Source organism: Oceanobacillus limi (assembly GCF_900111445.1).
Lineage (GTDB): Bacteria > Bacillota > Bacilli > Bacillales > Amphibacillaceae > Ornithinibacillus > Ornithinibacillus limi.
Genome location: NZ_FOHE01000002.1, coordinates 124803 through 146044, shown reverse-complemented (window position 1 = coordinate 146044; position 21242 = coordinate 124803). Strand labels below are relative to the sequence as shown.

Annotated in this window: 25 protein-coding genes; 4 read left to right on the top strand and 21 right to left on the bottom strand. The window is 35.2% G+C overall.

Translation table 11 applies throughout. From position 1 onward, the window contains the following. Window positions 1-195 precede the first annotated feature (195 nt). The gene (locus tag BMX40_RS03050; RefSeq protein WP_090866714.1) at window positions 196-609 is read right to left on the bottom strand and encodes a CoA-binding protein; all 414 of its coding nucleotides are present in this window, start codon (window positions 607-609) and stop codon (window positions 196-198) included. Between the two features lie 168 nt (window positions 610-777). Between BMX40_RS03050 and plsY the strand changes: the two genes are divergently transcribed. Both plsY and yidD read left to right on the top strand, forming a co-directional pair. Continuing rightward, window positions 778-1359, top strand: coding sequence for a glycerol-3-phosphate 1-O-acyltransferase PlsY (gene plsY / locus BMX40_RS03045; RefSeq protein WP_090866712.1), 582 nt, complete (start codon window positions 778-780; stop codon window positions 1357-1359). Window positions 1360-1450: 91 nt separating this feature from the next. Continuing rightward, a complete protein-coding gene (yidD, locus tag BMX40_RS03040) occupies window positions 1451-1675 on the top strand; it encodes a membrane protein insertion efficiency factor YidD (RefSeq protein WP_090866710.1) in 225 nt (74 codons plus the stop codon). Window positions 1676-1705: 30 nt separating this feature from the next. Here the strand turns inward: yidD and BMX40_RS03035 are convergent, their stop codons facing one another. The 7 genes from BMX40_RS03035 to BMX40_RS03005 form a co-directional block, all read right to left on the bottom strand. Then, window positions 1706-2005, bottom strand: a complete 300-nt coding sequence (locus BMX40_RS03035) for a hypothetical protein (RefSeq protein WP_090866707.1) — start codon at window positions 2003-2005, stop codon at window positions 1706-1708. Then, window positions 2005-2430, bottom strand: a complete 426-nt coding sequence (locus BMX40_RS03030) for an acyl-CoA thioesterase (protein WP_090866705.1) — start codon at window positions 2428-2430, stop codon at window positions 2005-2007. The genes BMX40_RS03035 and BMX40_RS03030 overlap by 1 nt, the downstream gene beginning before the upstream one ends. A 121-nt stretch (window positions 2431-2551) precedes the next feature. Next, window positions 2552-2800, bottom strand: coding sequence for a small acid-soluble spore protein Tlp (gene tlp, locus BMX40_RS03025; protein ID WP_090866703.1), 249 nt, complete (start codon window positions 2798-2800; stop codon window positions 2552-2554). A 663-nt stretch (window positions 2801-3463) separates the two neighbouring features. Next, window positions 3464-3613 carry an FbpB family small basic protein gene (locus tag BMX40_RS20750; RefSeq protein WP_139177908.1) on the bottom strand — a complete coding sequence of 50 codons (150 nt, stop codon included), beginning with the start codon at window positions 3611-3613 and terminating at the stop codon, window positions 3464-3466. A 76-nt stretch (window positions 3614-3689) separates the two neighbouring features. Next, window positions 3690-4274: a TlpA family protein disulfide reductase gene (locus BMX40_RS03015; protein ID WP_090866699.1), complete on the bottom strand. Its 585-nt coding sequence runs from the start codon at window positions 4272-4274 to the stop codon at window positions 3690-3692. A 139-nt stretch (window positions 4275-4413) separates the two neighbouring features. Then, entirely contained in the window at window positions 4414-7125 is a 2712-nt protein-coding gene (gene acnA / locus BMX40_RS03010; protein WP_090866697.1) for an aconitate hydratase AcnA, read from the bottom strand. A gap of 239 nt (window positions 7126-7364) precedes the next feature. After that, complete coding sequence (locus tag BMX40_RS03005; RefSeq protein WP_244513329.1) at window positions 7365-8498, bottom strand: ATP-binding protein; 1134 nt, start codon at window positions 8496-8498, stop codon at window positions 7365-7367. Between the two features lie 253 nt (window positions 8499-8751). Here BMX40_RS03005 and BMX40_RS03000 point away from each other — a divergent pair, with 253 nt between their 5' ends. Beyond that, complete coding sequence (locus BMX40_RS03000; RefSeq protein WP_090866695.1) at window positions 8752-9225, top strand: DUF2621 family protein; 474 nt, start codon at window positions 8752-8754, stop codon at window positions 9223-9225. 34 nt (window positions 9226-9259) lie between these two features. Here the strand turns inward: BMX40_RS03000 and BMX40_RS02995 are convergent, their stop codons facing one another. The 9 genes from BMX40_RS02995 to BMX40_RS02955 all read right to left on the bottom strand — a co-directional run bounded on the left by BMX40_RS02995 (window position 9260) and on the right by BMX40_RS02955 (window position 15857). Continuing rightward, window positions 9260-9736, bottom strand: a complete 477-nt coding sequence (locus tag BMX40_RS02995) for a CcdC family protein (RefSeq protein ID WP_090866693.1) — start codon at window positions 9734-9736, stop codon at window positions 9260-9262. 38 nt (window positions 9737-9774) lie between these two features. Continuing rightward, complete coding sequence (locus BMX40_RS02990) at window positions 9775-10161, bottom strand: response regulator (protein ID WP_090866691.1); 387 nt, start codon at window positions 10159-10161, stop codon at window positions 9775-9777. Between the two features lie 162 nt (window positions 10162-10323). Continuing rightward, window positions 10324-10749 (bottom strand): Na(+)/H(+) antiporter subunit B, encoded by a 426-nt coding sequence (locus BMX40_RS02985; protein ID WP_090866689.1) that lies wholly within the window; start codon window positions 10747-10749, stop codon window positions 10324-10326. Window positions 10750-10836: 87 nt separating this feature from the next. After that, on the bottom strand, window positions 10837-11541 hold the full coding sequence (locus BMX40_RS02980; protein WP_090866687.1) for a cytochrome c biogenesis CcdA family protein: 705 nt from the start codon (window positions 11539-11541) through the stop codon (window positions 10837-10839). Window positions 11542-11760: 219 nt separating this feature from the next. Next, a complete protein-coding gene (locus tag BMX40_RS02975; protein WP_090866685.1) occupies window positions 11761-11982 on the bottom strand; it encodes a YneF family protein in 222 nt (73 codons plus the stop codon). A 52-nt stretch (window positions 11983-12034) separates the two neighbouring features. Next, on the bottom strand, window positions 12035-12487 hold the full coding sequence (gene sirA, locus BMX40_RS02970; RefSeq protein ID WP_170840647.1) for a sporulation inhibitor of replication protein SirA: 453 nt from the start codon (window positions 12485-12487) through the stop codon (window positions 12035-12037). Between the two features lie 189 nt (window positions 12488-12676). Beyond that, window positions 12677-14680: a transketolase gene (tkt, locus tag BMX40_RS02965; RefSeq protein WP_090866681.1), complete on the bottom strand. Its 2004-nt coding sequence runs from the start codon at window positions 14678-14680 to the stop codon at window positions 12677-12679. Between the two features lie 164 nt (window positions 14681-14844). Further along, window positions 14845-15078 (bottom strand): DUF896 domain-containing protein, encoded by a 234-nt coding sequence (locus BMX40_RS02960; protein WP_090866679.1) that lies wholly within the window; start codon window positions 15076-15078, stop codon window positions 14845-14847. Window positions 15079-15206: 128 nt separating this feature from the next. Continuing rightward, the gene (locus BMX40_RS02955; RefSeq protein WP_090866677.1) at window positions 15207-15857 is read right to left on the bottom strand and encodes a YneB family resolvase-like protein; all 651 of its coding nucleotides are present in this window, start codon (window positions 15855-15857) and stop codon (window positions 15207-15209) included. 272 nt (window positions 15858-16129) lie between these two features. Here BMX40_RS02955 and lexA point away from each other — a divergent pair, with 272 nt between their 5' ends. Then, window positions 16130-16753 carry a transcriptional repressor LexA gene (gene lexA / locus BMX40_RS02950; RefSeq protein WP_090866675.1) on the top strand — a complete coding sequence of 208 codons (624 nt, stop codon included), beginning with the start codon at window positions 16130-16132 and terminating at the stop codon, window positions 16751-16753. Window positions 16754-16802: 49 nt separating this feature from the next. Here lexA and glnA read toward each other — a convergent pair whose 3' ends face one another. The 4 genes from glnA to hflX form a co-directional block, all read right to left on the bottom strand. Next, the gene (gene glnA / locus BMX40_RS02945) at window positions 16803-18134 is read right to left on the bottom strand and encodes a type I glutamate--ammonia ligase (RefSeq protein ID WP_090866674.1); all 1332 of its coding nucleotides are present in this window, start codon (window positions 18132-18134) and stop codon (window positions 16803-16805) included. Window positions 18135-18204: 70 nt separating this feature from the next. Then, on the bottom strand, window positions 18205-18603 hold the full coding sequence (locus BMX40_RS02940) for a MerR family transcriptional regulator (protein WP_090866672.1): 399 nt from the start codon (window positions 18601-18603) through the stop codon (window positions 18205-18207). 131 nt (window positions 18604-18734) lie between these two features. Then, a complete protein-coding gene (locus tag BMX40_RS02935) occupies window positions 18735-19973 on the bottom strand; it encodes a methionine gamma-lyase family protein (RefSeq protein ID WP_090866670.1) in 1239 nt (412 codons plus the stop codon). Between the two features lie 9 nt (window positions 19974-19982). Continuing rightward, window positions 19983-21218 carry a GTPase HflX gene (gene hflX / locus BMX40_RS02930; protein WP_090866668.1) on the bottom strand — a complete coding sequence of 412 codons (1236 nt, stop codon included), beginning with the start codon at window positions 21216-21218 and terminating at the stop codon, window positions 19983-19985. Between the last annotated feature and the right edge of the window lie 24 nt (window positions 21219-21242).

Genomic DNA, 21242 nt, shown 5'->3' with positions numbered 1-21242 from the left:
AAAACCATTCATATTAGTTATGTCAAGCCGTGGCACGTATTATAGTATACTACATTTAAAATGCTATTGTATAGAACATTAGAAAACTTGCTGTTCGTCAATTCCTTATGGGGTATGAATTTATTCTGGAATAGAAGACTTATATTTACATTTCGCCGTAGAAAAAGGATGACAATATTGCCATCCCTTAACGGCTTATTTATTCAGTAATACCGCATGTGCAACTTTTATACACATATCCATGATCACTGTAATTTGTTTCTCCGTTAAAATATGATATGCTTCCTCGTTCACAATTCCTTGTTGTGCCCAAAACACCTTACAGTTCGTTTGTATCGCTTCTCTTGCAATATCAGGTAAGTATTCTGGCCTGCGAAACACATTAATAATATCAATTTCTTCTTCTATATCCAATAGTGTATCATATGATTTTTCTCCTAACACCATATCAACGGTAGGATTCACGGGTATAATTCGATATCCCACATCTTGCATAATCTTTGCGATTTGATAAGATGTTCTATCAGGATTATTGGACAATCCTACAACAGCTATTGTATTTGCTTTTTCTAGTATTTCTTTTATTTCGTCATTAGATGGGTTCTGCAATATTATAGACCTCCTAATATAGTAACATCCATTATAAACACTATTTATGATATAATTATATCGCTTGATCGTTATTCATTCAAATTGATATAATTAGTACCTTCTACTAATACTTCATGTTAAAATGAAATAAGAACATATATTGATCAACAGAAAGTAGGTAACAGAATGGAATATATTATTTTTGCTCTAATTGCATACGTATTAGGATCGATACCTTCTGCGCTAATTGTTGGGAAGGTTGGTTATAAAGTAGATATCCGTGAACATGGAAGTGGTAACCTTGGCGCTACAAACACATTTCGTGTACTTGGTATAAAAGCAGGGATAATCGTTACTTTAGCTGATATATTAAAAGGAACAGCAGCAACACTAGTTCCATTATTTTTTCAAGCAGATGTTTATCCATTGATTATAGGGCTATTTGCGGTCATTGGACATACTTATCCAATTTTTGCCAAATTTAAAGGTGGAAAAGCAGTAGCGACCTCTGGAGGGATAATCCTTGGAGTAAACCCCTTGTTGTTCTTCGTTATGATTGCGAGCTTTTTAATATCATTATACATAACGAAATATGTTTCGTTATCATCCATGATAACTGGAGTAATTACTGTAATCTTATCCATTGTTTTTCAGGATATTGGCTTAATAATCGTTTCTAGTGCATTAACGATCTTTGTATTTTATAGACATAAGGAAAACATTAAACGTATTAAGAATAAGACCGAGCCTAAGATTAAATGGATGTAAAAATCTACACGATTATTCGTTGTCTTAAGTGCGGTATACCCTCTTCTATATAATAAAAACAAGGCAAAATAAAATAAAAGGAAGTTTTTTTGTGAAGTATATTGTTATTAGTATGATAAAGTTTTATAGAAAAGCGATAAGCCCGTTTAAGCCACCTTCATGTCGTTTTTTACCTACTTGTTCTGAATATGGATTAGAAGCCATAAAGCGATTTGGTGCCTTAAAAGGTTCGTACTTAACAATGAAGCGGATTAGTAAATGCCATCCCTTCCACCCTGGAGGATTTGATCCAGTCCCAGAGAAAAATAAAAAATAAAACGCGAAGGACGTCATTTGACGTCCTTCATTATAGCTTAAATCGTGTAATGTGGTCCGTGCGGTTTTCGGAGTATAGAATGTTCTTTTGGCGCTCACCAAACAAATCAAAATGAGGATAATTAGGATCCATATGTATCCACTCTCTTTTGAGATTATATTTTTCTCCCCATGCAGCTAGTTTTTCAATATCGCAACAACCCACTTTTGTTACCGTATTGCAACCTGGGAAACGTTCATCTATCCAATAATGTGTTAAGAAAGCAATTTCGCCACGATCCACTTTGATTTTCCATCCATGTAATTCCTCTCGTTTTAAACCAAATGCCATTATTGATCCCCTTCAAGAGCTGCGCTATAGGCTTCATGCCAGTCTGGGAATTTTTTCCTTAATGATAAAGGTCGAAAGCTATCCTTTTTAACGATTACGTGTTTTGTAGTACCAGTTACTGCTGTTTTTCCATCTTGATTAACAATTTTATATCCGTAAACTGAACGTATTCCATCATATTCTTCCAACCAAGTTTCTATTTTCGGTCTATCGCCATACCGTATTGGGTGCTTAAAGGAAAGGTTTGCATCGACTACCGGAGACACGATTTCCTTCTCTTCCATTTCAGTGTAGCTAAATCCAAGCTCTTCAATAAATTTAGTTCGTCCAATTTCAAACCATATCAAATAATTTGCGTGGTATACGACGCCCATCTGATCCGTTTCTTGATATCTAACCTCAATCGGTGTTTCAACTTTTAACAAAAGAAATCCTCCTCTTCTATCTATGGAATAATTTTATCATAATTTGTAAAGAAGGATGGATTCTCATGCTTTTTATAAAACAAGATAAACCCCTACTTTATAGAGGTTTATCTTTATTTTATTATGCTTCAGGATGTTTGTTGTGATACTCGTCCTTAATCTCAGCTCGCATACCTTCTATTGCTTCTTCACGTCGTTTATTTTTCGCTTTGATTTGCTCTTTTTCTTCACCAGAAGCAAATTGCATCGTTTCATGTGCTGCTTCGATATTTTGAATCGTGTCTTGTACCATGTCTTGTAATTTTTCTACGTTATCACTACGGTCATCTGGCTTTGGTTTATGATTATAATTTTGGTTATGATCCGTCACATTAATTCTCCTTTTTATTAGTGAAATACTAGCCCATAAAGGCTGTTATTATTTTTTCAAAAAAGACCGTATCTATTCAGTAAAATGATCGCATGATACTTAAAGTACGAGTATGAATGGCAAATGATATGAAGGTTATTAGTGATCGTTTTAATTACTGCACATTTTGTATATAATGCGACGTAAATTGCAATGGTATTGATGCTATTACACCGCTTCGGAAACACATTTCGCTTTCCGCGGGCGGCTGGTGAGCCTCCTCGTGCTGATGCACTGTGGGGTCTCACCGATGCCATTTCTCCCGCTGGAGTCTTCATGTGTTTCCTACGCTAGTTATTGCATTCAGTTTTTAAATAGCACTTTTCTCTAATTAAATATTTGATATAAAGAACTTCATAAGCGGAGGCAGAATGCGTAGACTCCTGCGGGAACAGCACGTGTCCGAAGACCCCGCAACGGTGGTTTGTCCGTGAGGAGGCAGAGGCCGTGCCCGCGGAAAGCGAAGCGTTCTGGCGTAGCGGCTATCTAACAATATTTCCATTAGGTGAAACCTAAATTTATGTCGTATAATACATCTAACACGAAATAACTGCAAAATATATTTCTTAAACAAAAAAAGCTCCTTCACACTTGAGTTTAGCTCAAGCTGAAAGAGTATTTGAATTAGGCTTCTTTATTTTCTTTTTGTAATGATTGGTAATACTTATTCTCGATATTTTTTTCAATTTTCTCCATTATCGCCTTGTCTTCCAAAATTTGTTGTCGATTCGCTTGTACAAGATCATCAAAGGAAACACGCTTTTTTAATGAAATGGTTATTCCCTCCTTTTTTAATAACCATTATTACCGTTTCCTTTGAATTTTATAACAATTTTGTGAAAGACAATGATTAATTCATTTTACTGACCATCTCTTCGATAAATTCATAGGTCATTGGACCAACTTTACGAGGGTGATGGATAATCCCTTCCGTATCAATAAAATAGGTAGTTGGAATTGTAATCGCAACATATTCCTCAGTGACATGATTAGAACGATCCATTAATATAGGGTACGAATAGTTGTGTTTCTGAATAAAATCTTCAACCTTTTTTTCATTCGTTTCTGAGTCTGTAACATTAACAGCAAGAATTTCTACTTCATCTTTGTGCTCGTTGTAATATGTTTGCATTTCTGGCATCTCTTTCTTACAAGGACCACACCACGATGCCCAAAAATTTAATATTACTTTTTTCCCAAGATAATCACTTAATTTAACGATCTCGCCATCCATTGTACGTAATTCAAAATCAGGCGCAGTTTGTCCAACTTCTAATCCCGAAGCACCAGGTGAACTTATTACCCCACCATCAATCGTTGCATCAGCCGAAAAATTTTCTTCTTCCGTTGTTTTAGTACTTGATTGAAATAAATTATAAACAAGAATAATGCCTAAACATGCGATTAATAATGTTCCAAATATCTGTTTTACCATACGCGTTCTCCTTAAATCCCCATTTAATACTTTTATCATAATTGTACGTTTGATTAATGATGGAGTAAAGGCTTTAGATTAAAGTTCATAGACTTGTCAAGAATGAAAAAGACCCCACATTAATGTGAGGTCTTTTTCATTATGCTTCTAGTTTGTTACGCAATACCATCTGTAAAATACCACCATGGCGATAGTAGTCTATTTCAACTTCACTATCAAAACGAGCAACAACTTTAAACTCTGTTGTTTTTCCATTCTCATCTTTAGCAGTTACATTTAACAGATCATGCGGTTTTACATTCTCATCAATTTCGATGTTAAATGTTTCTTTACCAGTTAAGCCTAACTTATCTGCATTTTGTCCTTCTTCAAACTGTAATGGAAGTACTCCCATCATAACCAAGTTTGAACGGTGAATACGCTCAAAGCTTTCTGCAATAACAGTTTTAATACCTAGTAGGTTGGTACCTTTAGCAGCCCAGTCGCGAGATGATCCCATACCATAATCTTTGCCAGCTACAACTAGTAAACCAGTATTATCTTGTTGGTATTTCATTGCTGCATCATAGATAGGCATTACATCACCAGTTGGCCAGTAAGTAGTATAACCACCTTCTGTACCTGGTGCTAATAAGTTACGAATACGAATATTTGCAAACGTACCGCGCATCATAACCTCATGGTTACCACGACGAGAACCATATGAGTTGAAGTTTCTAGGTGAAACATTTTTGTCTTGCAAGTATTTGCCTGCAGGCATATCCTTAGCAATTGCTCCAGCTGGTGATATATGGTCAGTTGTCACTGAATCACCAAACTTACCAATTGCACGTAAGTTATTTAGTGGGTTAACAGTTCCTGCTTCTTTTGATAAACCTTCAAAAAATGGTGGGTTTTGAATATAGGTTGATTCATCATCCCACTTAAATAGCGGCTCATCCGTTGTATCAATCTCGTTCCACTTTTCATTAGACTCGAATACATTTTCATATTCTTTACGGAAAATCTCGGGATTAACAACACTTTCTACTTCTGATTTAATTTCGTCCATAGTTGGCCAAATATCGCTCATGTAAACTGCTTCGCCATCAGCATCTGTTCCTAGTGCGTCTTTTGTTAGGTCGATATCAACCGTACCAGCTAGCGCGTACGCTACTACCAATGGTGGAGAAGCTAAGTAATTCGCTTTCACTAGTGGATGAATACGCCCTTCAAAGTTACGGTTACCCGATAATACAGACGATACAGTTAAGTCATTATCTGCAATTGCTTTTTCAATTTCCGGTAATAACGGACCTGAGTTACCAATACATGTTGTACATCCGTAACCAACCAAGCTAAATCCTAATTGATCAAGGTATGGCATTAATCCAGCATCTTCTAAATAGCGAGTAACTACTTTGGAACCAGGTGCTAGTGAAGTTTTTACATATTCAGGTACCTGTAATCCTTTTTCTACTGCTTTTTTCGCCAGTAGACCTGCTCCTAACATTACATAAGGGTTGGATGTATTTGTACATGATGTAATCGCAGCAATTGCTAGAGCGCCAGTTTTCATTACAGTGGTTTTTCCATTAGATAATTCTACAGATACTTCCTTATCAAATTCGGATTTATCTAATCCAAATCCTTGGTTACCTGATGGTGCTGTAACAGCTTTATTAAATTCTTCTTTCATATCAGATAACTTAATTAAATCCTGTGGACGTTTTGGACCAGAAAGATTCGGCTCTAAATCAGAAAGGTTAATTTCAACAATTTGAGTATATTCAGGATCCTTTTGATCTGCTGAATACCATAAGCTATTTTCTTTACAATATTTTTCAACAAGAGAAATTTGTTCTTCACTACGTCCAGTTAGACGAAGGTAATTTAGTGCTTCCTCATCAACAGGGAAGAAACCACAAGTCGCACCATATTCTGGAGCCATATTAGAAATGGTTGCACGATCAGCAAGTGGCATGTCTTTTAACCCTGGACCAAAGTACTCAACAAATTTTCCTACTACATTTTTCTCACGTAAAACCTGTGTTACTTTTAACGCTAGGTCAGTAGCTGTTGTTCCTTGAGGGAAACTACCAGTAAATTTAACACCAATTACTTCTGGTGCAGGGAAATAAGATGGTTGGCCTAGCATACCTGCTTCTGCTTCAATACCACCAACACCCCAGCCTAATACACCTAAACCGTTGATCATGGTTGTATGTGAGTCCGTACCAACTAACGTATCTGGGAATGCATCATACTCACCATTTTCATTTTCTAAAGCGTGTACAACATTTGCAATGTACTCCAAGTTAACTTGGTGAACAATACCAGTTGCAGGTGGGACAGCACGATAGTTCTCAAATGCTTTTTGTGCCCAGTTTAAAAATTCGTAACGCTCTGCATTACGTTCGAATTCCAGATCCATATTAGCTTTTAATGCATTTGGTGAGCCATATTGGTCTACCTGTACAGAGTGGTCAATAACCAAATCTACTGGTACTTCTGGATTAATTTTATCTGGTTCTCCACCCATATCAACCATTGCTTTACGAAGAGATGCTAAATCAACTACTGCTGGCACCCCTGTAAAGTCTTGTAAAATTACACGGGATGGTTTAAAAGGAACATCTACACCTTTTCCTTCTTCTGTCCCCCATTTAGATAATCCTTCTACATGTTCATCGCTAATTACACGGCCATCATATTGACGTACAAGCGATTCTAATAGTACACGGATTGAAAATGGCAACCGTGAAACGTTTCCTAAACCGGCTTCTTCTAAAGTTTTTAAATGGTAATAGTTATACGTTTTTCCGTTAAGTTCAAACTGCTTTTTAGCATCAAAAGTTTTACTTTCTCCCATTTGTGTAACCCCTTTCCTGTAGTTTCTTCAAAGTTTGACATCATAGAACATAATTACTATAATATGAATCTTTGAAAATCATTTAAGTAAAATTCCACAATAACTATATTATATGAAAAATCGGCATAAAACAATTGTTTCATGCCGATTTTTGTATATTAATAACTTATGTGGGGTGATAATTTTTTCTTATCGGATAATCAGAAATAGTACATTCAGAGAAAGAATAAATAGATGAATTAAGTAATTGCAGGAAATGTCATTCGGAATGTACTACCTTTATCTTCATTCTGCAATATTTCTAAAGTTGCATCATGACGATCTAATATTTGTTTCGTTATCATCAGACCTAAACCTGTTCCGTTTTGTTTCGTCGTAAAAAAAGGCTCCCCCAGTTTATGTATAACTTCCTCAGGGATCCCAGGCCCTTCATCCTTCACGTCAATTTGTACATTCGATTCAACTAAATAAACAGATAAAGTAATGGCTCCGGGGTCTTCCATTGCTTCGATTGCATTTTTTATTAAATTGAGAAGTACTTGTTTTATTTGAGAACGATCACAATGGATATAATGCTCCTTATCAATATGGTAATCTAAAGTGATATTTTTTAACTTGGCCTGTGATTTTAGTAGTTTAACAACATCCTCTATCATTTGACCAACAGCTTCTTCTTCTTTTTGGTCTGTTAACGGTTTAGAAATAAATAACAATTCAGATGTAATCTTTTCCATTTTTTCGATTTCATCAATCATAATTTTATAGTATACATCTTTTCGGTTTACTCCAGCTTGCAACAATTGCAAGAATCCCTTAATCGATGTTAATGGATTTCTAATTTCATGCGCCACTCCTGCTGCAAGTTGTCCAGCAATTGACATTTTTTCAGAGCGAACCATAATTTCTTCGATTTCCTTTTTATCAGTAATATCCTTTAATGTTGTTAGGTAATACAACTGATTTCTAGTTTCATCTAAAACCTTGGCAATTTTACATTCACACCACTTATACCTTTCATCCTTTGCTCGTAAATGTAAATTGAATACTTTTTCGTAATTCGTTTCGTTACTAAAGTAATCTTCTAATAGTGGAGCATCTCCAGGTGCAACTAGTTCTTTCCAAAAGGTCCCATATAAATCAGATAAATTATACCCTAGTAAGCTTGTAATAGACTTTGAAAAATAAACTCCTATTCCGTTTTCGTCCCAAATCAAGATAACATCATTTAAGTGATCTTCAATTTGTTCTTGCATGACAACTGGTAGTGAAGATAAATTTGTATAAATTGTTGTTCCATCTTGGTTATCTACAGAATTCATACAATATGTAGAGTGGTCATTGGCTTTATCTAGTTTATTTGACGTATTCTCCAATACTTACCCCCCCTTTTTATTCTACAAGAACCAACATAAAAACGCTTTTATAAATATTATGTATATAAAGTTCGATTTATGAAACTTGTTTATAAAAATAAATCCAATTATAATTATATTAGCATAACTGTTTGTGGATTGTGAATGGATTAAGCAAATAATGCGAAAAGTAGCTTATTATAAGTAATGGTACTATAAATACATAGAAAAATAAATGCTATTTATAAGATTAGTATGAGAATAAGGTGAAATTATGTCAGTTATTGGTGATTATTTTATTATTTTTTGGGGATTTTTGTTGATAGGTTTGATGGCTATCGGCGGTTTTTTCATGTTTCGTAAGTTCTTAAAGCAATTACCTAAGGAAGATGGAAAATCTGATATGGACTGGGAAAGGTATTATATTGACCGAACCAAGCACATGTGGGGAGAAGAAGAGAAATTATTCTTAGAGGAGTTAGTTTCCCCTGTACCAGAACTATTCAGGGATGTAGCACGGCAAAAAATTGCCAGCAAAATAGGTGAAGTTGCCCTTCAAAAAGATCAAGAAAAAATTTCCCAAGAAACAATAATACAAGGCTATATTATTGCTACGCCGAAACGGGATCATAAATTTTTACGGAAAAAATTAAAACAAAAAGAAATCGATGTCACGCCATATGAACCTTATTTTGAATTATCACAAGCAAATTATGCAGCAAATTGGCGGGAAAATTATAAAAAATAAAGGAAGTGTACATATAATATGCACTTCCTTTTTATTAGGTAGAAGTTTGTTTTAATTGTTTCTCTAATTGTTTGAATTTAAATAGCATGGCTATTCTCCAAGTAATTATCATTCCAAATGCTAGTAAAAAGAACATTCCACTGGTTTCCCCTAGTGACACTGTTCCTCCAATGAGTAGTTTGAGAACGATCCGAACAATCAAAAGGCCAAATAAGATAAATACAAATGCTCTCGAAGGTTTTAAATAGATGGCCTGATTTTGAATTTCAAATTTAGAGGTTTTAATTAGAAAAAAAGAAAAAAATATTCCCACGGAAATTGCTTCTAATACTTGAATCCATTTCACTTGGAATTCAGGAAATAAAAACATCAATGCACCGGAACTCATAAAGATGGGTGGCAAAATAATTTTCTTTACTGAAGCTGGTTTCTTAGAAGCTCTTAAACGAATAAATATCATTGTAACAGCCATAAATATTGCTACTATCGTACTTGCTACACCCCAAAACATATAACCCCACTCTTTCTCGTTCCAATGCAAAAGTTACATTACATTTTTGTACTTATTTCATTCGCATTATGTAATATCGTTTTGATTGTTTCTCGTACTTTTCCTTCTTCAAAGGGTTTGATAATAAAATCTTTTGCACCGTTTTCAATAGCTTCTACAACTACTTTTTGTTGTCCCATAGCAGAACATACCAATATTTGTGCATTCGGATTGAATTGTATAATTTCTTTGATTGCATCTATTCCATTCATCACTGGCATCGTAATATCCATTGTGACTAAATCAGGTTGAACTTGCTTGTACATGTCAACTGCATCAACACCATTTTCAGCTTCACCAACAATTTCGTGGTTATCCTTTTCTAAAATATTCGCAAGTGTTACACGCATAAATTTTGCATCATCAACAATTAAAATTTTTGCCATAAAAACCTTCCCCCTCTTATTGTTTTTGTTACTCTCCCAGTAGTACCTGTTAACTACGATCTAAAGGATGAGATAACGAGGAGGTTTAAGTAGCTAACAGCAGCATTTCAATTGTGAAATTATATATATGATTCCCTCAGCCTAAAGCTAAAGGGTGTGTAGCTATTGATCATTTGCAATATTTAATATAATTGTAATTGTTACTCCGACAACTGTAAAATAGACACCAACATCAAAAATCATCGCTGTAGCCAATTCTATTTCACCGAAAAAAGGAAAGTGAAAGTAGCCAAATGTTTGAGATAGAAATGGCTCATTAAATAGAAAACTACCTACTCCAGTTAATACAGCAATTAATAATCCTATTAACGCCAATGTACGATAATTAATCGGTATTATTTTATCAATAAGATTTATCCCATATGCCATATACATAAGTACAATTGCAGCGGCAGTAACTAATCCCCCTATGAATCCTCCTCCAGGCGAATTATGACCAGCAAGTAAAAGGTATACAGCAAATCCTAATAAAATAAACGCGATTAGAGAAGTCGTTGTTCGTAATATTAGGTCGTTTGTTTTGTACATGTAGCGCTCTCCTTTTCTAAGTATGTATAGTTATTATCATAATATAAATTTCCTATAAAATCCATTAAAGTGGGGTAAAAAAGAAATTTAAAAACCATAAAATCCTATCCAACCTGCAAGGAAAGAGGTGAGTTTTGTCATCCAATCAAAGAATAAAGCGATTCCCATGAAGATCATAATGTAACCACCAACTTTAACTAATCGTAAACTATGTCTCTTAATCCAAGAAAGTTTTCCGATGAAAAATGAAAGGACGAGGAATGGAATGGAAAACCCTAATACATATCCAATCATCAAGATCATGCCAGATTGCGGATTTGTCGCAGCCAGAGATAGTACAATTGCTAGAATGGGACCAGTACATGGAGTCCACCCCATTGAAAAAGCCATTCCGACTAAAAATGAACCAACGAATCCTGCTGGTTTATTCTTAAATGTTATCTTTTTATCTTTCATCAAAAATTGAAAATTAAAGATACCAACAATTACTAAACCAAAAAAGATGATGACGATAGCACCAACTTGTCGAATAATATCTTGGTAAGTTAACAATAATTCAGAAATAAATGAAGTGGTAAAACCAATCATGATAAAGATACTTGAAAAGCCTAATAAAAAGAAGATCGTATGTAATACACTTTTTTTATTCAACATTTTATTATCTTCTTTTATTTCATTCACACTCATTCCTGTTATGTATGATAGGAATGCCGGAAAAAGCGGTAACACACACGGAGATATAAAAGATAGAAAGCCTGCACCAAATGCTAAAAAAACGTTAATCTCAGACAAAGTAAAAAACCTCCTTGTTCATATCATACTAATTCTAACAGAAATATACCTTAAACAAAGCGTTTGAATTTGACAAATAACTGAAATTTATACGAAAAAGGATAATAAATGATAGCTAAAACGACATATGTTTCTTCATTCTTTAGGCATGGGAAAACCCCATACTAAATTGGTATGGGGTTTAGGTGCAATGGTTATTATATGAACATAATAAATACATTATTTACCTGTTTGATTATTCATTGCACGCATCATTTGATTGATTTTCTTCTGCGATGGTTTTTGTCCCATTTGCATCATTAATGTACGAAGCATTTGCTCATTAATAGGTGGATTCTTTTTCAAGTAGTTCATCATATATTTTCTTGCAATAAAAAATCCAAGAGCAACACCAGCTACTAACGCTCCTATAGCAATTAATACGACCCAAATTACGTCCATTTATACGTCTTCCTCCTTCGTGTTGTCTCTAATACAGTATAGTAAAATCGTGTTAAGAATACAATACTTGATGATCACGATGCTCGAAACTTGTAGTTACAGGTGAAATCCAGCCATAATTTTCATAATAATTATCTACTATAAAAAGAAATGGATAGAACAACCGTAACATAGGGAATAACAATCTTTCTGCATCCTGAAGCGATTCACAACGAAATTTTATATGTTTTTCATAGAGATGTAAAGTAATAACCTGTGCATCCCTCTTAATTATTATTTGATTCCCTTCTATTTGACACGTGCTATTGCTTGGAAGATGTTGTTTTACATGAGAAATAATAGAAGTATTAGGAAAATTATTTGTAATATAGTCAAATTGTAATAATAAATCTTTTCTATTCTTATTTACTAGATATGAATTTATAAAACGATATAATATATCACTTTTATAAAAATAATGGGAAGCAAACTCCTCTTTAATCCAATAAATTGAATACTCTTTCAATCTGACCCCTCCTCTATTTCCTATTATTATAACGATTGTTCAAAGAAAAGCTTGTCAGAATACGTTAAAAACTATCACTAGTTTTGTCGGTTGTAGGATATTACGCTTGTATTTTATGTGTCTAAATTTTAATGAGTTTAATAAAACACTAAAAAAGATGATCTCATTTAAGAGACCACCTTTTATAAATTATCGCAATAGCTTTTCTACATTATTTACTACATTATCTACTGTGAATCCATATTCCTCAATCACTTTGTTCCCGTTAGCAGAAGCACCAAATCGATCAATTCCCATAATAATTCCTTGATCTCCTGTATAGCGTTCCCATCCGAAAGTAGCACCCATTTCGATCGCTACACGTTTTCTTATGTTCGTTGGCAATACTTCATTTTTATATGCATCGTCTTGTTCGTTGAAACGATCCCATGACGGCATGCTAACAACATTAACCTCAATACCTTTTGCCTTTAATGCTTCTTGAGCTTTGACTGCCAATTGAACTTCTGATCCGGTAGCAATTAACAGAGCATCAGGAGTTTCTTTATTTGTTTTACTTACAACGTAAGCACCCTTCTTAACACCTTCATAAGCATTTTCTTTTGTACCCTCTAGTGTCGGTAAGTTTTGTCTTGTTAACACTAAAGCAGTTGGTTTATTGGTAGATTCGAGAGCTAAACGCCAAGCTGCTTGTGTTTCATTTCCATCAGCTGGACGAATAATAGATAAGTTAGGCATTGCGCGTAATGCTGCCAGTTGCTCGATTGGCTCATGTGTTGGGCCATCTTCCCCAACAGCAATAGAATCATGAGTAAATACATAGGTCACTGGTGTATTCATAATAGAAGAAAGACGAATAGACGGACGTAAATAATCACTAAACACAAAGAATGTTCCGCCAAATACTTTAAGTCCACCATGTAATGCCATTCCATTCAATGCAGCACCCATAGCATGTTCGCGTACACCAAACCAAATATTTCTGCCAGCAAAATTATGACGACTATAATCGTCCTCGTTCTTTATTGTTGTTTTGTTTGAACCAGCTAAATCGGCACTTCCGCCAAAGAAATACGGAACGGATTTGGCAATTCCATTTAATACTTCTCCAGATGAAGCTCTAGTAGCTAAATTATCTTCACCCGTTTCATACACTGGAAGATCCTTGTCCCATCCTTCAGGAAGTTCACCTTTCATTGCCAATTCTAATTCATTTGCTTCTTTTTTATATTTTTCTTTATACGTTTCTAGCAATTGATTCCATTTATCTTCTTCAGCCTTCCCATGCTGTACAATTTTTTCATTAAAGTCAGCATACACCTCATCTGGGACATGAAACTCTTCATGTGGCCATTGATAAAATTCTTTTGTTAACGATACTTCGTCTTGCCCAAGTGGCGCACCATGTGAGGCAGAAGAAGCTGATTTATTCGGTGAACCATAACCAATTACCGTTTTTACTTCGATAAGTGTTGGTTGATCTGTGTTTTCTTTAGCTTGCTTAATAGCGTTTCTTAATTCATTAACATCATTACCGTCTTCAACACGTATTACTTGCCAACCATATGCTTTAAATCGGTCTTCAATATTCTCGGAGAAAGAACGGTTTAATTCACCATCTAACGAAATGTCGTTAGAATCGTATAGTGAAATCAATTTACCAAGTTTTAAGTGCCCGGCAAGTGATGCAGCTTCATGAGAGATACCTTCCATTAGGTCCCCGTCACTTACAAGAGCGTATGTATGATGATCAATTATAGTTAGATCCTCTTTATTATATTTTGCAGCAAGATGTGCCTCAGCCATCGCCATCCCAACGGACATAGCAATACCTTGTCCTAATGGTCCTGTAGTAGCTTCTACACCGTCTGTATGATGTACCTCTGGGTGTCCTGGTGTTTTAGAATCCCATTGACGAAAATTCCTTAAATCATCCATTGTTACGTTATACCCAGATAGGTGTAACATAGAATAAAGTAACATGGAGCCATGGCCAGCTGATAACACAAAACGATCCCGATTGAACCATTTGGAGTTTTTAGGATTATGGTTCATAAAATCAGTCCATAGTGTATAAGCCATTGGAGCAGCCCCCATAGGCAAACCGGGATGACCAGAATTAGCTTTTTCAATTGCATCAATAGACAATGTTCTAATTGTATTAATCGATAATTGTTCAACGTTATTCGACATTATTTGTCCCCTTTCTATTTTTAAAGGATTGTTTCTTTACTTATCTTATAATGAAATAATTTACATAACAAGCAATAACACTAACAGGGTGTAATCTTTATAAAGAGAAAATAAACATCAAATCATTACTGGATAAGGGACATCATTCCATTCGTTGACTAAACTTAATGTTTCTTACTTCTTTCTTGCAAATCTTTGACTTTTTGTGGTGTAACATCATTTCCTTCTCGATCTACAACAGTCATCGATTTGAATTGGTTTTTAAATGACTTACGAACGTTTTTTAAATATTCTTGCCTTAGTTCTTTTTGTTCTATTTTTTCTTGTTCTGTTAACCCTTCATTTTTTGACTTTCTTGAAAGCGTATTGATTCTATCTAATTTTTCCTTTGTCAGCATGGAAAATCCCTCCTTTTGCCAATGTTTCTATATAGAGTTCCCTACTAGGTTAACTTCATTACGTGATTCAACATTAAAAAAAGCAAGAACAATATAATAAAGTTCTAGCTTTTTTTATATTAACTTGCCTATTTATTTGAATCAAGCATTTGGTATTCTTGGAAACGTCGATGTACAGTTGCTTTTGAGATATCATATCCTAATCCTTTGAGAGTCTTCGAAATTTCTTCAAAAGTCAAGTTTTTGCTTCTTAACCGAATTATTTCATCAATAGGAAATGTTTTTCTTTCTCTTCCTGAAGACTTATTATTATTGGATAAATTTTTAATTGGTTTATATCCATCCCGAATAGCCTTTTGCATTCCTCTTTTAATTTTCGCATTATGAATTTTTCGTTGATATTCTTCAACGATGCCAACAATTTGAAGAACCATAGAATCTGACTCGGAAATTTCCAATTCTCCGTCATGAATATGCGTGTAGATTGTGGTTCCTAATTTATGTAACTGGTGAAATAGAGCAATCTTCGTATTTCCTCTGCCAAGTCTAGTTTCATCTTGGATAAGAAGACAATCTGCTTGCCCACTTGAAAAGGAATCTAGCATTTCAAAAATCCCCTCACGTTCAATTTCATATCCACTAGCTTTTTCTTCGATTGATTTCACGATTGTTAAGTTATTTCGATACGCTAAGCTTGTGAGTTCTTGTCTTTGTCTTTCTATAGATGTCTCTTGTGTCTGTTTATCCGTACTTACACGGCAATATATAATAGCATTCAATGTAAATTATCCCCTATATTATGCAGTAATTAGTGAAATGTATAAAAAACCTAATGTAGCGATAAAAGCAATGATGTAGAAAATATCCGTTGACGAAACTTTATCAAACATTTGTCATCAGTCCTTTCTCACAAAAATAGAACTTTTGTTCTGTTTTTAGTATAACAGAACATATGATCTTGTCAACGTTTTTTTTCGAACGAACGTTTGCATTTTGTATATCAGAATGGTAAACTATCATTACTAATACATATGTGCGAGGTGAACGATAGATGACAAAAATATCGAAAAGACAGCAAGCGATTTTAGATTACATAAAGGATGAAGTTACCAATAAAGGATATCCACCTTCTGTACGTGAAATAGCTGAGGCGGTTGGCCTGGCATCCAGTTCAACCGTTCACGGTCACCTATCCAGATTAGAAAGCAAAGGATTTATTAGAAGAGACCCTACGAAACCTAGAGCAATAGAAATACTGGATCTATCAGAGGAAAATAATATTCCGCGTGAGGAAGCTCGATATGCTCCTTTAATTGGTAAGGTTACCGCTGGACTTCCAATTACAGCAGTAGAAAATATCGAAGAGTTTATCCCCCTACCAAGTACGAGTGCAGGTCCGGATGATAATTTATTTGTTCTTACAATTGACGGTGAAAGTATGATAGAAGCTGGCATCCTTGATGAGGATATGGTAATTGTAAGGCAACAAAGCACGGCGCAGAATGGAGATATCGTCGTCGCAATGACGGACGAAGACGAAGCGACAGTAAAGCGCTTCTTTAAAGAGAAGGATCATATCCGATTACAACCAGAGAATGCTACAATGGAACCGCTAATCTATCAAAATGTATCTATACTAGGAAAAGTGATTGGACTATATCGGAATATACATTAAATATTCATTAAAAAAACCCTTGATAATCAAGGGTTTTTCTCTGGTTAAGTTAGTATTGAGTTAAATACTGCTCTCTCTCCCATGGATGGACAGTTGTACGGAACATATCCCACTCTATTTCTTTCGCTTCCACATAGTGTTCGAACAAATGATCTCCTAAAGCATTAATGATCGTTTCATCTTTCTGTAGTTCAATAAGAGCATCCATTAATGTTGCTGGTAAATCTTTGACACCATTTTCTTCGCGTTCCGCTTTATTCATGACATAGATATTTCGATCTACAGCTGATGGAGGAGTTAATTTGTTTGCAACCCCATCTAGTCCTGATGCAAGTAACACCGATAATGCCATATATGGATTAGCTGAAGGGTCGACACTTCGAACCTCTACACGTGTGCTTAATCCTCTAGAATTTGGTATACGCATTAATGGACTTCTGTTTGATCCGGACCAAGCAACATAACATGGTGCTTCATATCCTGGAACAAGTCTCTTGTACGAATTAACAGTTGGGTTGGTAACTGCAGTAAAATTGGTTGCGTGTTTGATGATTCCTGCAATAAACTGATAGGCAGTATCGCTTAATTCCATCTCACCATCGGCATCATAGAACGCATTTTTCCCTTCGTTGAATAAGGACATATTAACGTGCATCCCAGAACCGTTCACCCCAAATAATGGCTTAGGCATAAATGTTGCGTGCAAATTATGTTTTCTCGCTATTGTTTTTACCACTAATTTAAACGTTTGGATATCATCAGCATGTTTTACTGCATCGGAATATTTGAAATCAATCTCATGTTGACCAGGAGCAACTTCATGGTGGGAAGCCTCGATTTCAAATCCCATTTCTTCTAACTCAAGTACGATATCTCTTCGGCAATTTTCACCTAAGTCTGTAGGTGCTAAGTCGAAATATCCTCCATGGTCATTTAACTCTAATGATGGCTCGCCTTTTTCATCTAATTTAAATAGGAAAAACTCTGGCTCTGTACCAATATTAAATGCATCAAATCCTAATTCTTCCATTTTCTTTAGATTTCGTTTTAAATTGTATCTTGGACATCCCTCGAACGGGGTTCCATCCGGATTATAAATGTCACATATAAACCGAGCGACTTTTCCTTTTTCAGAAGTCCAAGGAAATACGACAAATGTATCTAGATCTGGATACAAGTACATATCTGATTCTTCAATTCTCACAAAACCTTCAATTGAAGATCCGTCAAACATCATCATATTGTCTAATGCTTTTTCTAATTGACTTAACGGAATTTCAACATTTTTAATTGTGCCAAGCATGTCAGTGAATTGTAACCTGATAAACTTTACGTTCTCTTCTTCAATTCGTTTAAGAATTTCTTCCCTTGTATAACCCATGTTTCTCCTCCTGTATTTGTTTTATATATTTTAGAGAATGAGATTTAGAAATTCCCATATCCCTTCTTACCTAATGTTTAACGAAAAACCTGGATAGTTCTCCTTGACGAAGGCTTGCTTTTCCAAATCGACCAGCTTCGGCAATTTCATTTCTTAATATTTTTCTTAGTTCTTTATCTGTTAGATCTTGTTTTTCAGAGTTACTTTTCCTTGCTTCTTTTTCTCCTGGTTCTCCAGTAAGAAGTAATTTAATCCCTGCAAGATTTAACCCTTTATCAAGATAGTTTTTTATTTCCAACAAACGATCGACATCATTGAAGGAAAACAATCGCTGATTTCCAGAAGTTCTCTCAGGATGAATGAGATCATGTTCTTCATAATATCTAATTTGCCTTGCGGTTAGTTCTGTTAGTTTCATAACGATCCCTATTCCAAATAAGGGCATCGATCGACGGTCTTTATCATCCATTTTGGTGACTCTCCTTTTTCTGTTAATTCAATTATATTCAATGTTATGTTACATGTCAAATAAATGTTAGAAAACCTTACATAAAAATGAAGAGCAAAAGAGAAGACGTGCTCTTTTGCTGATTCTAAGACTTATTCTGTTCCAATTATTTCTTTACAAGCTTCCTGGAGTGCGATTTTTACATGGGCATAGGTAAGCCCACCTTGAACAAACGCTGTAAATGGTTTTCTTATTGGTCCATCTGCTGATAATTCGATACTCGATCCTTGTATAAACGTTCCAGCTGCCATTATTACTTGATCATCATAACCGGGCATTTCACTTGGATATGGTGTAACATAGGAATTAACAGGTGAATTTCGTTGGATTGCCTGACAAAACTTAATCATTTGATCAGCTGTTTTAAACGTAACGGATTGAATTAAATCAGTTCTAAATGTCTCGTAATTTGGTGATGTCGAAAAACCATTTAATTCTAAAAAACGAGCTGTAAATACGGCACCCTTCAACGCTTCGCCAACTACGTGGGGGGCCAAAAAGAAACCTTGAAACATTTCTTGAAGCGTATGAAAAGTAGCACCTATTTCTTTCCCTAAACCAGGTGCGGTTAAACGGTTTGCGCATTGATTTATTAGTTCATCTTTACCAACAATATATCCTCCACCTCGAGCAATTCCTCCTCCTGGATTTTTAATAAGGGAACCGGCAATAACATCCGCACCTACATGTAGGGGTTCATTTTCCTCTACAAATTCACCATAACAATTGTCTACGAAAACAATTAAGTTCGAATCAATTTCTTTTACAAAACGGACCATCCGTTGAATTTCACTAATAGGAAATGACGGACGGTCATCATACCCTTTGGAACGTTGGATGGCGATTACTTTTGTTTTCGTCGTAATGGAAGATTTAATTTTTTTATAATCAATCGATCCATCATTTTGAAGCGAAACTTCGTTGTATGTAATTCGAAAATCTTTTAAGGAACCGGAACCATTATTAGTTTCATCGTCTTTTCCGATCACGCCTTCTAACGTATCATATGGTTTGCCTGTAATATATAATAACTCATCCCCGGGTCTCAGCATGCCGAATAACGCTGTGCTAATAGCATGTGTCCCTGATACAAGTTGCGGACGTACTAATGCAGATTCACCACCAAATACATCGGCGTAAACAGCTTCAAGCGTTTCTCTTCCGCTGTCATCATATCCATACCCACTTGTGGAGTTAAAATGACTATCACTCACTTTATTATTTTTAAATGCTTCGAGTACCCGTTTTTGATTCACTTCAACTGTTCGATTAATTTGTTGATGTCGTTGAAGACAGTCTGCTTCTGCTTGTTGAACAAATGTTTCTATCATGTGATTAACTTACTCCTTTATTCTGCTCTTCAATGGATGTTGATTTGGAATGTATCCATGAATAATATAGTTATTTTTCTCTTGATCAAATAGTTTCTTTTCAATAATTGTTTCATGCTCCAGACGATGTAGCAACTTCCCTTGGTCTGGTTCTATGGTTGTAATATACGTATCCCATTCCTCTTTCAAAATGGATTCTAGATACGAAACTAGTTGTTTAATTTCCTCCTGATTCAAAGCACTCATTAACATGTATGGTCGGTTGGTAGGTATAAAATCGTCTTTCAGTAAATCCTTCTTATTATAGATGGTTAAGGTAGGGATGGTATGTGCATCTAATTCTTCTAATAGGTTCAGGACTGTATCTTGGTGTTGTTCTCGATCTGGATGAGAGCCATCAACAACGTGCAAAATAAAGTCAGCTTCTTTTACTTCTTCTAAAGTCGAACGAAAAGCTGCAATTAACGTTGTTGGCAGATCTTGAATGAATCCTACGGTATCTGTTATAAGTGGTTGAAAACCAGACGGCAATTGGATTTTTCTTGTTAATGGATCTAATGTCGCAAATAGCTTGTCCTCCTCTAAGGAAACGCTATTTGTTAAGCGATTAAACAGGGTTGATTTACCTGCATTGGTATAGCCGACGATTGCAATTTGGAAAACATCATTTGTCTTTCTTCGTTTTCTATATTGTTCTCTCTGTCCAACAACCGTTTTTAGCCTTCTTTTTATGTCATGAATCCGACGTCTAATATGTCGTTGATCCGATTCTAATTTTGTTTCTCCGGGTCCTCTTGTACCAATACCAGCACCTAAGCGAGATAGTTCGGTACCTTGTCCTCGCAAACGTGGCAGCATATATTCGAGTTGGGCTAATTCGACTTGCATTTTACCTTCTTTTGTTTTTGCTCGCCCAGCAAAAATATCTAGTATTAGTTGACTACGATCAATTACCCTAATACCAAAATGGTTACTTAAATTTCTCAACTGACCTGCTGATAATTCATCATTTGAAACTACTAAGTCAATATGGAGGTCGTCAATTTCCTGTTTAATTTCCTCCATTTTACCTTCCCCTATATAAAAAGCAGGATGGATACGAACTCGATTTTGAGTCATTACTTTTTGAACCGATCCACCCGCTGTTTTACATAAAGATATCAGTTCCTCGAGCGAAGATTGAAAACGATCATCATGTTGCTCTGGCTTTTTAACTGCTATAATTAGTATTGTTTCTATAGACATGAATTCCTACCTCTTTCTAACTGC

Excerpts from the sequence above, each read along its gene's own strand:
- plsY (WP_090866712.1), top strand. The coding sequence starts at position 778 with ATGGAATATATTATTTTTGCTCTAATTGCATACGTATTAGGATCGATA.
- BMX40_RS03035 (WP_090866707.1), bottom strand. The coding sequence starts at position 2,005 with ATGGCATTTGGTTTAAAACGAGAGGAATTACATGGATGGAAAATCAAA.
- BMX40_RS03015 (WP_090866699.1), bottom strand. The coding sequence starts at position 4,274 with ATGGTAAAACAGATATTTGGAACATTATTAATCGCATGTTTAGGCATT.
- acnA (WP_090866697.1), bottom strand. The coding sequence starts at position 7,125 with ATGGGAGAAAGTAAAACTTTTGATGCTAAAAAGCAGTTTGAACTTAAC.
- BMX40_RS03000 (WP_090866695.1), top strand. The coding sequence starts at position 8,752 with ATGTCAGTTATTGGTGATTATTTTATTATTTTTTGGGGATTTTTGTTG.
- BMX40_RS02995 (WP_090866693.1), bottom strand. The coding sequence starts at position 9,736 with ATGTTTTGGGGTGTAGCAAGTACGATAGTAGCAATATTTATGGCTGTT.
- BMX40_RS02990 (WP_090866691.1), bottom strand. The coding sequence starts at position 10,161 with ATGGCAAAAATTTTAATTGTTGATGATGCAAAATTTATGCGTGTAACA.
- BMX40_RS02985 (WP_090866689.1), bottom strand. The coding sequence starts at position 10,749 with ATGTACAAAACAAACGACCTAATATTACGAACAACGACTTCTCTAATC.
- BMX40_RS02975 (WP_090866685.1), bottom strand. The coding sequence starts at position 11,982 with ATGGACGTAATTTGGGTCGTATTAATTGCTATAGGAGCGTTAGTAGCT.
- tkt (WP_090866681.1), bottom strand. The coding sequence starts at position 14,680 with ATGTCGAATAACGTTGAACAATTATCGATTAATACAATTAGAACATTG.
- BMX40_RS02960 (WP_090866679.1), bottom strand. The coding sequence starts at position 15,078 with ATGCTGACAAAGGAAAAATTAGATAGAATCAATACGCTTTCAAGAAAG.
- lexA (WP_090866675.1), top strand. The coding sequence starts at position 16,130 with ATGACAAAAATATCGAAAAGACAGCAAGCGATTTTAGATTACATAAAG.
- glnA (WP_090866674.1), bottom strand. The coding sequence starts at position 18,134 with ATGGGTTATACAAGGGAAGAAATTCTTAAACGAATTGAAGAAGAGAAC.
- BMX40_RS02940 (WP_090866672.1), bottom strand. The coding sequence starts at position 18,603 with ATGGATGATAAAGACCGTCGATCGATGCCCTTATTTGGAATAGGGATC.
- BMX40_RS02935 (WP_090866670.1), bottom strand. The coding sequence starts at position 19,973 with ATGATAGAAACATTTGTTCAACAAGCAGAAGCAGACTGTCTTCAACGA.
- hflX (WP_090866668.1), bottom strand. The coding sequence starts at position 21,218 with ATGTCTATAGAAACAATACTAATTATAGCAGTTAAAAAGCCAGAGCAA.